This is a genomic window from Eggerthella guodeyinii (assembly GCF_009834925.2).
Taxonomy (GTDB): Bacteria; Actinomycetota; Coriobacteriia; order Coriobacteriales; family Eggerthellaceae; genus Eggerthella; species Eggerthella guodeyinii.
Window position 1 is genome coordinate 2,129,370 of sequence record NZ_CP063310.1, and the last position, 12,599, is coordinate 2,141,968.

Consider the following 12,599-nt stretch of genomic DNA (forward strand, 5'->3'; position numbering starts at 1 on the left):
CGTGGAAAACTGTTTACTGCACCAAGCGTGAAGTCCGCTGTTAAACCACCATTGACATGGTTCCATTTTCGGGACGCGCGAAAAGGGCCCTCGCTCTACGATGCGATTGTCGAAAAGACTTCGTGGAGAAGGACCCTGTGAACCGAATCGTAGGCCAAGTCAAAACCATCTCGTTACAGAGAAGCGCAAATTATCGCGTGCGCTCAAGGCGGCGATCGCCGAGGACCTCGCCGCCTTGAGCGCACGGCGAGCCCGATCAGTGCCCGCGCTGCGGCTGCCCGAGCTTCGCGCGCAAGGGCCGCGACGCCTCCGGCGGGCAGCGCTGGCTGTGCCGGGGCTGCGTGCGACGCTTGCGTCCTTCATTGCCCTCCCCCCTTCTGCCTCGCATGCCAGCTTCCGCGACGGCCCCTTCAACGAGGAAAGGGCCTCCTCGGCATCGCCGATCATGCGCACGCTCTCGTCGAGGCTGCTGCGGACGACGAACACGTTGTCCGCCATCTCGGTCGATTCAGCCTCGTACGCCTCTTGCAGGCGCATGTACAGCATGCGAGTATCGTCGACGATCCAGCCACGGCCTCGTACGCCGTATTCAGCAGCTCGGTCGTTTCTTGGAAGCCGAGCGCAGCTTCCGTCCTCTCTTCTTCTCTCCCCGTCATCGCGAACCCCTTTCGTCAAAGTTGGTACGAAGCGGCATCCCTTATGTTGGGGTCGATGCCAATAGTCGTTTTGCCCATACCGGGTTCGCATGCTTTGCTTGCTTGGATAACGCCCGTTCAATAGGTGGATTGTTATCCTAGTGGGTGATACTAGTCACCCACTAGGAACATTGTCTCGCATACGCTAGCTTTATGGATACCAGAAAGGACAGATTGAGGTTCGGTCAGCGCGTGAGAGAGCGTAGGGAAGAACAAAGCCTCTCCCAAAGGAAGCTCGCGCTTATGATCGGCATGGACAACACCTATCTTGGCCGCATCGAGGCCGGGCGATGCAGTTTGTCTATCGATACCATGTCCCGGATCGCCTCGGCACTCGACGTTGAGATTCGCGAGCTTTTCTAATGTCGGTGATTTCTTTCCAAGGTCAAAAGAATCGAAGCGAGTGCAACGCAGAACACGTTAGATTGTTGCGAGAATTGAATAGGCCGTATCCCGCTCCCTGTCCGTTTATCCATCATATTCAATTGCTTTATCAACAATAGATTTGATGCTTTCGTTCTCGGATAAACTCAATTCAATATTTTCCAAAAAGAAATCCACATCCCCGAGTCTCCTGAATAGGCAAAGGAAAAAACTATCGAGGATATTCTTTTCGAAATGCAGTCTAGGATGAAAAGACGTTGCTCGATGCTCTTTGCTGCCATCTTCTTCTCTGCAAAAGCAGCGCGAAATTGTTTTATAGACCAAAAGAAGGTCTTCCTTACTATCTGTGATACTCAATATCTTCAAATCATGCAAGAATTCAAACGAATCACTTTCCGGAATAGTTAAATCGAGCATGTAACTTCCAGAGCAACTGTTTGCTATATGGTGCACTAGTGAAAGCGCGCATAATGCTCTGAGGATTGAAGTAGACCGTGTATGAAAATCCATGGTTGAAAAGAGCGAAAACCTCTCTCTGTCACCCGAATTCATCATTTCCAGAATCATTAATGCAATCGAAATCATGCAAAAGCATTCATTCCGGTACCTTCTGTGATGATGATCGAAACTCGTCCACCACTCTTTGCTACAAAAATCGTCATTACTCCCTTTTGTTATTACGCCAAACTTTATGCACATCCGAATATCATCGTATAGCTCAAAAAACAGCCTGCTCTTTGCATGTTCGTCAAGAAAAGTGTTCTCCGACAAAGCTACATAGTAGTTTGAGAGAAGTGTGTCAGGAACGAGATACAGGCTAACCATGTCGCTCAGTCTAAGCGTACTAAAATCATCAACTAGGAAAATGTCTTTCTGCAACCATTGTTCCTCACAAAGCCTGACAAAGCTACGTTGGTATTCTTCGGCCAATATTTCATTATCGATATAGCGTATTGATTTAGCAGCTAAATATAAACGATGAGACATTTCGTGATTGGAAAAATTCACTACACGATAGTAGTTAAGCAAGCGGTACAACTGGCAATATAGTCTTATGCCATTTATATACCGTCCCCTGTACAACATCTCTTCTGCAAACTGTGCAATATGAGTTAGAAAATCGCTATGCGCCAAAGATTCCGAGTAATAGGCTTGAACGTCAGTCTTACATTCAGAAAGGCTATGTTCAGCCAAAAGAATATAGGCATTCAAATTCTCGCTTTCTTCCGGCGAGCAACTAATTACATGCTGCATCGTAATGTCTCTGAAGGACAGCATTGCTTGAGACAATTTGCTGTCTAAAGGACGCGCTTTTAACAGCTGTTAGCGTCGGGTGATATTAGCCACCAACAGTCGGATTAAATTAGCCGATTTCAGTCAGAGATAAACAGCCATTGCGTCCCCATAAACCTACACTGGTATACGCCAATACGCCAGCGTTAGGAGGATTATGAATGACAACGAACGCAATGGCCTTCAAGCGATTATAGACGCTGTCTTGAAAGAGATGGCCGAGGAGTCGGGAGACGTATTCGACCCGTCGAAGGTCAACCTCGCCGAATTCTCAAGAAAGACAGGCCTGTCGCGATCGAAGGCCAGAACCTTGCAGGACAAGGGCTTTAAAGCGGCTCCGCACGGCCGGTGCGGGAAGAAGGCGGAGACCACCGTGCTCACGGGGTTTACAGGCGTGTTGGACGACCTGCTTCGGCGTAGCGTCACCAACTCCGAGGTCTGCTTCGAACGCATCGCCGAACAGGGCTACAAAGGCGGCCTTACCAGCGTGAAGACCTACATCAAAGACCACGCCGACCTGGTGCCTGCCAAGCGGAGGCTGGTGGAGCCACAAGGCAGCCGCGGGAGGCGCTTTCAGACCGGGCCTGGCGAGTCCTACCAGATGGACTGGGGCTTCGTCGAGGTTGAGGACTGGCGGGGCCGTACCTATAAGATTGCCTGCTTCGCGATGATATGCCATCACTGTGGCACCTGTTACATCGAATTCTTCCCCAATGCCCGTCAGGAAAACCTGTTTATCGGCATGGTTCATGCCTTCATGCTGATGGGTGTGTCCGACCACGTCTTGACCGACAACATGAAAAGCGTCGTCATCCGCCGCGACTTTGAGGGACGCCCCGTCTGGCAGGCCGATTACGCCGCCTTCATGGCCTGCGTCGGCTTCAAGACCAGGCTCTGCAAGCCTCGCCACCCGTTTACCAAGGGGAAGGTCGAGCGCCTGGTGCGGTTCGTAAAAGGGAACTTCCTCGCCGGACGCACGTTCGCCGACGTCACGCAGTTGAACGCCGATGCGCTGGCCTGGTGCGTCGCGCAAGGTTCGCGCTATCGGCGTGCCGTCGACTGCATTCCCGCGGACAAGCATGCGAATTCCTGCCTTCCCGCCGCCCATGTCGTCGCCATCGCCGATGACGTCGCATGCTACTTGTGCCCGCGCCGCAAGATCAGCTTCGACGGGTTCGTCAGCTATGAAGGTCGGCGGTTCGGGGTCCCGTACTGGTATGCGGGCAAGACCTGCCGCATCAGCCGCGAAGGCTCCGTCCTGCACGTTTACTCTGAGGATCTGTCGCAAGAGCTTGCCGCCCATGCCGTCACCTGGGGCCGTCGCGACAGCTTCTGTTCGGATCAATATGCAGACATCCAGCCATGCGAGTTGCCGACCGCACCCGTAAAGACGACGATCGCGCAACTCGAGCCGCCGAAAGTCAAATCGGCCTTTGAGAAGTTCGACTTCGAAGGGATGCTATGATGGCCGAGATCGAAAACGGCGCCGTCTTCGATCCTGCCGCCGGCGAACCTGCCCCACGCCGAAGCATCTACGATCTCGTTAAAACCCGCGCCGACGAGCTGGCCGTCAGCTTGACGGCGGAAGAGCTGGCCGCGTTGGCAGAAAGGTCGGACATGGGAGAGTCGGAGCTTCAGGCCGTGGCCTCGGTGTTCGAGTATCTGGCGGAAAAGCATCACGAGGCCACGATAGCGACCATGCTCAAGATGAGCCGCCTGCCCCGCAAGGAGCCCAAGACCTTCGGGAACTTCGACTACGGCCGCATCCAGGGTCGCGATGCGGGGGCGCTCAGGAAGCTGTCGGCGCTGTCGAACCTGCACGCGCGCAAGAACATCGCGCTCATCGGCCCCCATGGCGTCGGAAAAACGCACCTTGCCCAAGCCTACGGCCGGGAGTGCTGCCAGCAAAGCTTCAAAGCCTACTTCCTGAAGGCCTCCGAACTCAGAGACAAGCTGAGCAAGGCGGCGAAGAGCCCGAACCCCGGCAAGACCGTGAGCTCGCTGGTAAAGCCGTCGTGCCTCATCGTCGACGAAGTGGGCCGCTGCACCTTCGATAAGGCGTGCACGGATCTTTTCTTCGACATCATTGACCGCCGTTATGAAAAGGAATGCCCGAACACCCTCATCCTCACGAGCAATTATCCCGTGGTCAACTGGAGCGAGTTCTTTACGGGTGACGAAACGCTTCTTTGCATGCTCGACCGCATCTTCGATAAAGCCACGGTGTTCATGATGAGGGGCCCGAGCTACCGCGGCGCCGGGCTTGATACCTACTCTGTCGAGGCGGTTCCCAATGCGGTAAAGCTTAAGTAAATCTGTCGGGCGGGCATGGCTAATTGCTGGTGTATTGGCGATTATTATTTGACTGGAATTGGCTATTCTCGCCCGACTCTCGGAGGCTATTTATCCCCGACGTTAACACAGCTGGATGCGGTTTTCTTTGAAATAGTAACGACGTAGATTTTCTTTGAACGTATCCGGAGCAAGAAAAACCCGAAGCATTTTCCAAACGCAAATCATCATTAGCGCCATCGATATGAGAAAAATTGCGGTAATCGCTACATCATTGTATCCAGATATTAGAATCCATAGATTGCACAAAGTCAGAAGCAAAGGTGCAAACAGTAAAGGTCTGAAAAGCCACAAAGGTCGGAAGAGCGCTTCATTAAGCCTCATTCCATATATGTACTTATTATCAAAACTTGCAACAAGGGAGATTATAGAAGTTGATATCGAAACGATGGTAATTTGTGCGATCACTAAATTTTTAGCTAAGTCGTTAGTCGTATAGGCTGGCACACTTGTAAAGCGAGCTAAAGCAATTTGAAATACGAAAAGAATCGCCAGAGCTACAGTAATAAAAAGAGTACATTTGAGAAGCTTCTTAATATCTGGAAGCGTATATTTATGATTACGATTGAATTTTGCTCGAAAATGAGCAGACTCTCTTTTAATCTCAGCCGCTTTTGAGACAAGCTTGCTTTTTAGAGATCTCTTTTCTTTCCCCATGGATCATCCCTGTTTCAAGGCCGTTCGCAGTGAAAGCCGTCCGATACGCATATGCTACAGCAAAGCGTATCGACCAGCTATGGAGAGCTTAGCTGAACTCTTTGCAAAATCTCACACATCCGGAGAAAGGGTCAAGCGGAGGCCTGTTGCGCAGAGCCATTGGCCGATGCACATACACAACTTAACCCATTAGACCAAAATTAGACTACAGCCCTCCACAACTCCCAGGAAAAGCAAAGCAGGTCGGAAGCATTTTCAGCTTCCGACCTGCTACTTCATCTGGTCGGGTTGACAGGATTTGAACCTGCGACCCCTTGACCCCCAGTCAAGTGCGCTACCAAACTGCGCCACAACCCGTTGTGCATGCCCGGTCGCTCAAGCGAGCTTCCCAAACAGCGTTGACTATATTAACGGTAACCTCGGTGCTTTGCAAGAAGAAATTTGCATCTTCCGAACCTTCTTCCGAACCGCGCGGCCGCGGGCGCCCCTCAACCGCCGGTTGCATCAGGGTTTCGCGCGCGACGGGCTGCGGAACCGTCGGTACAATGGTCGTTCGCGACCGAGACGACAGGAGCGCCGACGAATGGCCCGTGATTTCAGCAACCCGAAGAAGCTCGGCTTCATGCGCGTCATCCAGGTGTTCTTCGCCATCAACGTCGTCATCACCATCTCGCTGCTCGTGTTCATGATCAAGGGCAGCTACACCCTGGGGTTCGCCGACGCGATCGACTACGCCAACCTCATCTTCGACGGCATCTGCTTCTGGCTCATCTGGCACCGCTATCGGGCGACCCGCGCCTTCGTCATCGCGTTCAGCCTGTTCAACATCGTGGTCGGCAGCGCATACAGCTTGGCGACCGGCACGTTCGACCCCGTCAGCCAGCTGATCTCCTCGTCGTCGGACATCGTCCTGCTCGCCTACTTCCTCACGTCGCGCCGGGCGAAGGCCGTGCTCGTCCACCCCTTCTCCGACGAGAGGGCGCGGGCGCAGCTCGACGAGCACGCGGGCTACTTCCGACCGACCACCTGGGGGTTCTGGCGCAACCTCGTCATCTACTTCTGCGTGTTCAGCGTGGTGGGCCACTGGATGGAGGCGGGATACTGCACGCTCATCCGCTTCGGGCTGATCCCCGGCGTCTACGACCCGAGCTCCCAGATCTGGAGCGACTGGCTCTACCCCTTCTGCGTGTACGGCTTCGGCGCGGTCGCCTGCGTGCTGCTGCTGTTCCCCGTCAAGAACCTCCTGCAGCGCCGTTTCCGGGGCATCGCGGCGCCGCTCGCGCTCAGCTTCGTCGCGAACGCGCTCGTGTGCACGGGCATCGAGCTGGCGATGGGCCTCATGCTGAACCAGCCGCTGCCTGACGGCACGCTTCCGCTGTGGGACTACCGGAACATGTTCTGCAACTTCATGGGCCAGGTGTGCCTCCAGAACGCCGTGGCGTTCGGGTTCGTGGCCACGCTTATGACCTGGGTGATCTACCCCGGCTTGGAGAAGCTGCTCGCCCGCGTGCCCTCCTACGCCATGAACATGGCCTTCATCGTGGTGGTCATCGGGTTCTGCATCCTGTTCTTCCTGTACTGCGTGAACGTGGCGGTCTCCGACGAGGACGTCATCGCCGCCACCGAGCAGCTGATCCAGTCGATGAACGTGGGCGGAAGCGCGCCTTCGGGCGCCTAGGCGGCGGACGTGGACCGCCTGCGCTCCCCCGCCTTCTGGCGCAACCTCGCGGTGTACTTCTGCGCGTTCAGCGTGGCGGGGCACTGGATGGAGATCGCGTACTGCTCTTTCATGGACCTGTTCGGCATCGTGGACGACGACTCGCTCGTGTGGGGCGACCCCTTCTACCCCTTCCTCGTCTACGGCGTGGGCGTCGCGGTGTGCGCGATCGCGCTCGTGCCGCTCAAGGAGCGCCTCCTGGCGCGCCGTCGCTCGACCGCGTGCGCGGCGGCGCAGTTCTTCCTGATCACGGTAGGGGTATGCCTCGTCATGGAGCTGGCGATGGGCCTCATGCTCAACCAGCCGAACCTTGCGGGCGAGTACCCGCTCTGGGACAATTCCGCCCTGCCCTTCAACGTGCTGGGACAGGCGTGGCTCGTCAACGACCTCGCGCTGGGCGCGGTGGCCATGCTGTACGCTTGGACGATCTACCCGGCCAGCGAGAAGCTGCTGGCGAAGGTGCCGCCCCGCATCATGAACGCGGCGGCCGCTCTCACGGTCGCCGCGTTCGTCGTGCTCTGCATCGTGAAGTTCGCGTAGCGAGCCTGCGTCACGCCAGGAACTGGATGGCCTTGTCGAGGATCTCGTCGGCGAGGCGGGTCTTCGACATGCGGGGAAGCTCCTCGATGTCCTCGTCGTCCACGAACCACACCACGTTGTCGTCCGCGCCGAACGCGCGGCCGCCGCCCACTTCGTTGGCCACCACGAGGTCGGCGTGCTTGGACACGAGCTTCTTCTCGGCGTTCGCCACCACGTCGTTCGTCTCGGCGGCGAAGCCCACCACCACCTGATGCCGCTTGCGCGCGCCCAGCGTGGCCAGGATGTCGGGGTTCTCCACGAGGTCGATGGTGCCCAGCTCGGCGTCGGCGACGCCCTTCTTCAGCTTGTGCTCGGCCGCCTCGCGCGGGCGCATGTCGGCCACCGCCGCCGCGAAGATGGCGATGTCGACGTCCTCGAAGGCCTCCTCGGCCGCCGCGTACATGTCGCGCGCCGTCCTCACGTGCACCATGTGCACGCCCTGCGGCGCGCTCAGCGAGACGGGGCCCGACACGAGCGTCACGTCGGCGCCGCGCAGCGCCGCCGCGCGGGCGATGGCGTAGCCGGTCTTGCCCGAGGAGTGGTTGGAGATGTAGCGCACCGGGTCGATGGGCTCCACCGTGGGGCCCGCGGTGATCATGACGCGGCGGCCGGCCAGGTCGCGCTTCACGCCCAGCTCGTCGAGCGTGGCCGACACGATGTCGTCCACCTCGGCAAGGCGGCCCTTGCCCACGTCGCCGCATGCCAGGTAGCCGTCGCCGGCGTCGATGAAGCGCGCGCCGCGGATGTGCAGCTTGCCGATGTTGTAGCGGGTGGCGCCGTTCTCGTACATGTTCACGTTCATGGCCGGCGCGATGACGAGCGGCGCGGTGGTGGCCAGCGCCGTGGTGGTCAGCAAATCGTCGGCGATGCCGTTGGCGATCTTGGCGATGACGTTCGCGGTGCACGGCGCGATGAGGAACACGTCGGCTTCCTGCGCGAGCGACACGTGGTGGATGGGGTCGGACGGGTCGTCGAACAGGCCGACGGCCACCGTCTCGTGCGTGAGCGCGCGGAACGTCGTGGGACCCACGAACTCGGCGGCGTGCTCGGTCATGACCACCTTCACGCGCACGCCGGCCTTCTGCAGGCCGCGCACGATCTCGCACGACTTGTAGGCGGCGATGCACCCGGTCACGCCCAGCAGCACGGTCTTCTGCGCGGCGTTGGCCGCGGCGTCGTTTGCGTTAGTCATGGGGGACCTCCTCAATATGCGGGCGCAGCACGTCGGCGAGCACCCGGAGGTGCGCGCGGCTGCGGTCGAGGCAGGGCACGTAGGTGAAGCACGCCTCGTCCGGCGTGCGGCCCGCCTGCTCGATCTGGTCGAAGTAGAACGGCTTGAGCTCGTAGTCGATGTCGTAGAGCGTCTCCAGGCAATCGACGGCGAAGTTCGGGCAGATGAAGAACACGCGCCCCACGCCCGCCTCGGCCCAGCGGGTGAGCACGTCGCGCGTGAAGGGCGTGAGCCACTCGCGGCCCTTGTCGAAGCGGCACTGGTAGCCGATGGTCCAGCGGTTGCGGTCGATGCCCAGCTCGCTGGCCACCTGCAGGCTGGTGGCGCCCGTCTGCAGCTCGTAGGTGTCCCCCGCCTCGATGTCCACGAGCGGGATGGAGTGGAACGAGAACAGCACCTTGTCGTCGGAATCCACCTCGAAGCCGGCGTGCTCGATGGACGCGGCGATGGCGCGGATGTAGGTGGGGTCGTCGTGGTAGTTGTCCACGAAGTCGCACGGCACGTCCCAGCGCGCCTTCTTGAGCGCGTGCTCCACGCTGTCGGACACCGAGCCGGTGGTGGAGTAGGCGCTCTGCGGGTACAGCGGCAGCACGACGAGGCGCGTGCAGCCCGCGTCCTTGAGCTCGCGCACGCAGTCGAGCACCGACGGGTCGCTGTAGCTCATGGCGCAGCGCACCGCGACGTCGAGGCCCTCCTCGTCGAACGCGGCGCCCAGGCCGGCGGCCAGCTTCTCGTGGGCGATCGTGAACGGCGAGCCCTCGTCCGTCCAGATCTTCTCGTACTTCTCGGCCGACGCGCGCCCGCGTTTCGGAAGAATGAACAGGTGAAGGACGAACCACCAGCCCACGCGGTTCATCGGCGCGATGCGCTTGTCCATCAAGAACCTGGCAAGGTACTTCCGCACGGCACGGGGCTTGGGCACGGCGGGCGTGCCGGTGTTCACTAAGAGCACCCCTGAGCGCTTCCCCTGTGGCACGATGTTCATCACCTTCCTGCGGCGTAGACATGACGAAACGGTTGAATTCCGCCCTTGAAAATCTGCTATAGTTTAGCCCATTGACTATTGATAGGGCAGGTGAATGGAGAAAGAACCGAAAAAATCGGCTGCGGAATTACCGTCGCGACAGGCCGTAACACCCGATCGCGAGCCCGATGCCGGACCTTCCTCCTGCGAAAGCGCCGCACCGCGCCCGGGCATCCTCCGCGAGATCGGCAAGGAGGCCCGCGAGCAGGTCCGCCCGAACCTCGGCTACCTCAAGATCGACTACTTCACGCTGTTCTGGCTGTTCATGGCCGGATGCGTGTTCGGGCTCGTGGTGGAGACGGCGTTCCATGCCATCGTGTACGGCGGCTACGAGAGCCGCGCAGGCCTCGTATGGGGCCCGTTCTCGCCCATCTACGGCGTGGGCGCGGTGGTGCTCACGGCATCGCTCAACCGCTTCTACCACTCGCACAACCTCATCATCTTCCTCATCGCCATGCTGCTGGGCTCGGTGATGGAGTACACCACGAGCTGGCTCATGGAGGTGCTGTGGGGCGCGATCGCCTGGGACTACAGCGGCACGTTCGGCAGCATCAACGGGCGCACGAACTTCGCGTTCGGCGTGATGTGGGGCCTGCTGGGCCTCGTGTGGGTGCGCACGATCCTGCCGTTCATCAAGCGGGTGTTCTCGCACGTCGATGCGAAGAGCGTGCTCGCGCGCATCGTCACCGTGGCGCTCAGCCTGTTCATGGCGGCGAACATCGCCGTCACCGTGCTCGCGCTCGATCGCGAGGGCCAGCGCGCCGCCGGCGTGCCCGCCACCACCTGGGAGCAGCGCTTCCTCGACGAGCACTTCCCCGACAGCTACCTCCAGGCGCGCATGCAGAACATGAGCGTGTACGGCAAGGGATGACGCCTGCGCATCATGGAAGGGGCGCGCGCTGCCATCCTCCTGTGGCGCGGGAAAGGGCATGTGGTTCGGCAAGCTCGTCCGCGCCGATTCGCGACGGGCGCGGCGTGCGATAAGCGCGGAGAAAGACGCTCGCATCCCGAAGCCCCCGCCGCGCCATAGGAGGACGGGGCTCTCATCCACCGCCGCGCCAAGCACTGGTGGAAAGCCGTCTACAACCTCGGCCTCGGGGCCTCTTCGAGCAATCCTCGCACGTCCTCGCCGGCTGCCGTGCGGCCCATGCTGCGGGGGGCGAGGTCGTCAAGCGCGCCCTGCAGGTCGGCGGGGAGGTTGTCGGCGAAGCGGAGGCTCTCGCCGGTGATGGGATGCTCGAAGGCCAGCTGGAACGAGTGCAGGAACTGGCGGTCGAGGCCGAGGTCGGCGGCGGGCGCGCTCGGCGCTCCCGAGGTGTACACCGGGTCGCCCACCAGGGGGTGCTTCGCGTACTCCAGGTGCACGCGGATCTGGTGCGTCCTGCCCGTGAACAGCTTGCAGTCGATGAGCGTGTAGCCGTCGTCGCGCGGACCGTGCTCGAAGCGCTCGAGCACGCGGAACGTGGTGATCGACTCGCGGGCCGATTGCGTGTCGCGGACGGCCATGCGCGTGCGCTCCTTCTCGGCGCGCGCGATGGGGGCGTCGATCATGCCCGTGTCGTGGGCGATCACGCCGTGCACGAGCGCCAGGTAGCGGCGATCCACCGCGCGGTCGCGGATGTCGGACATGAGCGCGTAGCCCGCCTCGTCGGTCTTCGCGGCCAGCATGAGGCCGCTCGTGTCGCGGTCGAGGCGGTGCACGATGCCCAGGCGGTCGTCCTCCCCCTGCACGTTGCACAGGTGCTCGGCGCCGCAGTGGTAGATGAGGGCGTTCACGAGGGTGCCGTCGTCGTGGTCCACCGACGGATGGCACACGAGCCCCACCTGCTTGGACAGCACGATGAGGGCGTCGTCCTCGTAGCGGATGTCGAGGTCGATGGGCTGGCCGCTCAAAGGCCCGGCCTCGACGGCCTCCTCCACCTGGTACACGATCGTGTCGCCCGCGGCCACGAGGTGCTTCTTCGCCACGGCCGCGCCGTTCACGAAGACGAGCCCCTCGTCCGCCGCGCGCGCCGCGACGCTGCGGCTGGGGTACAGCCCGCGCGCGGCCATCAGGGCGTCGAGGCGCTGCCCCGCGTCCTCGGCGGCGGCGGCGTAGCTCAGCATGCGGCTCATCGGGCGTCGGTTCCCTCGTCGCGCGCGTCGTCCGACGCTTCGGACGCTTCGGCAGACGCGGCGGCGATGCGGTCCTCGTGGCGCCAGCTGAGGATCACGCCGACGAGGAACAGCACGAACCCGCACGTCACGCCGATGTCGGCCACGTTGAACACGGGGAAGTCGATGAACACGGGCTCGATGAAGTCCACGACGTAGCCCAGCGTGAAGCGGTCGAACGCGTTGCCGAGGCCGCCCGCCACCACGAGCGCCACGCCCACCACCTGCAGGGTGCTCGGCCGATGCGCCAGGAAGAACAGGTACACCGTGAGCAGCACGCACACGATGAGCGACATGACGCCCAGTAGGAACGTCGAGTCTCCGAACATGCCCCATGCGGCCCCCGTGTTGTGCACGAGGTGGAACCGCACGAGGCCGAGCAGCGGCCCCGTGACGACCTCGCCCACGGCGTACGAGCCGTTGAAGTAGCTCTTCGTGAGCGTGTCGAGGGCGAGCCACGCGAGCGCGACGATGCCGAACACCAGCGTGTTGCGCGAGCGCTTCGTATCCAAG

At 60.3% G+C, this 12,599-nt stretch carries 13 protein-coding genes and 1 tRNA gene; 6 read left to right on the forward strand and 8 right to left on the reverse strand.

Going from position 1 to position 12,599, the window contains the following annotated elements; translation table 11 throughout:
- Window positions 1-159 precede the first annotated feature (159 nt).
- Window positions 160-546 carry a hypothetical protein gene (locus tag GS424_RS08890; protein ID WP_160941496.1) on the reverse strand — a complete coding sequence of 129 codons (387 nt, stop codon included), beginning with the start codon at window positions 544-546 and terminating at the stop codon, window positions 160-162.
- A gap of 302 nt (window positions 547-848) precedes the next feature.
- Between GS424_RS08890 and GS424_RS08895 the strand changes: the two genes are divergently transcribed.
- Window positions 849-1,058, forward strand: coding sequence for a helix-turn-helix domain-containing protein (locus GS424_RS08895; RefSeq protein WP_160941495.1), 210 nt, complete (start codon window positions 849-851; stop codon window positions 1,056-1,058).
- A gap of 105 nt (window positions 1,059-1,163) precedes the next feature.
- Here the strand turns inward: GS424_RS08895 and GS424_RS08900 are convergent, their stop codons facing one another.
- Entirely contained in the window at window positions 1,164-2,333 is a 1,170-nt protein-coding gene (locus GS424_RS08900; protein WP_160941494.1) for a hypothetical protein, read from the reverse strand.
- Between the two features lie 196 nt (window positions 2,334-2,529).
- Here GS424_RS08900 and istA point away from each other — a divergent pair, with 196 nt between their 5' ends.
- Window positions 2,530-3,837: an IS21 family transposase gene (gene istA / locus GS424_RS08905; protein WP_218958845.1), complete on the forward strand. Its 1,308-nt coding sequence runs from the start codon at window positions 2,530-2,532 to the stop codon at window positions 3,835-3,837.
- The gene (locus tag GS424_RS08910) at window positions 3,834-4,685 is read left to right on the forward strand and encodes an ATP-binding protein (protein ID WP_218958846.1); all 852 of its coding nucleotides are present in this window, start codon (window positions 3,834-3,836) and stop codon (window positions 4,683-4,685) included. Before istA ends, GS424_RS08910 begins: the two co-directional genes overlap by 4 nt.
- Before the next feature lie 102 nt (window positions 4,686-4,787).
- Here GS424_RS08910 and GS424_RS08915 read toward each other — a convergent pair whose 3' ends face one another.
- Complete coding sequence (locus tag GS424_RS08915; protein ID WP_160942523.1) at window positions 4,788-5,381, reverse strand: hypothetical protein; 594 nt, start codon at window positions 5,379-5,381, stop codon at window positions 4,788-4,790.
- A 280-nt stretch (window positions 5,382-5,661) separates the two neighbouring features.
- Window positions 5,662-5,738 (reverse strand) — tRNA-Pro (locus GS424_RS08920).
- Window positions 5,739-5,964: 226 nt separating this feature from the next.
- Here GS424_RS08920 and GS424_RS08925 point away from each other — a divergent pair.
- Window positions 5,965-7,059, forward strand: a complete 1,095-nt coding sequence (locus tag GS424_RS08925) for a putative ABC transporter permease (protein WP_160942522.1) — start codon at window positions 5,965-5,967, stop codon at window positions 7,057-7,059.
- A gap of 9 nt (window positions 7,060-7,068) precedes the next feature.
- The gene (locus GS424_RS08930) at window positions 7,069-7,638 is read left to right on the forward strand and encodes a putative ABC transporter permease (RefSeq protein WP_244977504.1); all 570 of its coding nucleotides are present in this window, start codon (window positions 7,069-7,071) and stop codon (window positions 7,636-7,638) included.
- Window positions 7,639-7,648: 10 nt separating this feature from the next.
- Here GS424_RS08930 and coaBC read toward each other — a convergent pair whose 3' ends face one another.
- Together coaBC and hemH are read right to left on the reverse strand one after the other, a co-directional pair.
- On the reverse strand, window positions 7,649-8,869 hold the full coding sequence (gene coaBC / locus GS424_RS08935; protein ID WP_160942521.1) for a bifunctional phosphopantothenoylcysteine decarboxylase/phosphopantothenate--cysteine ligase CoaBC: 1,221 nt from the start codon (window positions 8,867-8,869) through the stop codon (window positions 7,649-7,651).
- Window positions 8,862-9,893 carry a ferrochelatase gene (gene hemH / locus GS424_RS08940; RefSeq protein ID WP_160942520.1) on the reverse strand — a complete coding sequence of 344 codons (1,032 nt, stop codon included), beginning with the start codon at window positions 9,891-9,893 and terminating at the stop codon, window positions 8,862-8,864. The genes coaBC and hemH overlap by 8 nt, the downstream gene beginning before the upstream one ends.
- Before the next feature lie 94 nt (window positions 9,894-9,987).
- On the opposite strand from hemH, the gene GS424_RS08945 reads away from it, so the two are divergent.
- Window positions 9,988-10,803 (forward strand): putative ABC transporter permease, encoded by an 816-nt coding sequence (locus tag GS424_RS08945; RefSeq protein ID WP_160942519.1) that lies wholly within the window; start codon window positions 9,988-9,990, stop codon window positions 10,801-10,803.
- Between the two features lie 209 nt (window positions 10,804-11,012).
- Here the strand turns inward: GS424_RS08945 and GS424_RS08950 are convergent, their stop codons facing one another.
- Both GS424_RS08950 and lspA read right to left on the reverse strand, forming a co-directional pair.
- A complete protein-coding gene (locus GS424_RS08950; RefSeq protein WP_160942518.1) occupies window positions 11,013-12,047 on the reverse strand; it encodes an RluA family pseudouridine synthase in 1,035 nt (344 codons plus the stop codon).
- Complete coding sequence (lspA, locus tag GS424_RS08955; RefSeq protein ID WP_244977505.1) at window positions 12,044-12,598, reverse strand: signal peptidase II; 555 nt, start codon at window positions 12,596-12,598, stop codon at window positions 12,044-12,046. Before lspA ends, GS424_RS08950 begins: the two co-directional genes overlap by 4 nt.
- Window position 12,599: the final 1 nt, after the last annotated feature.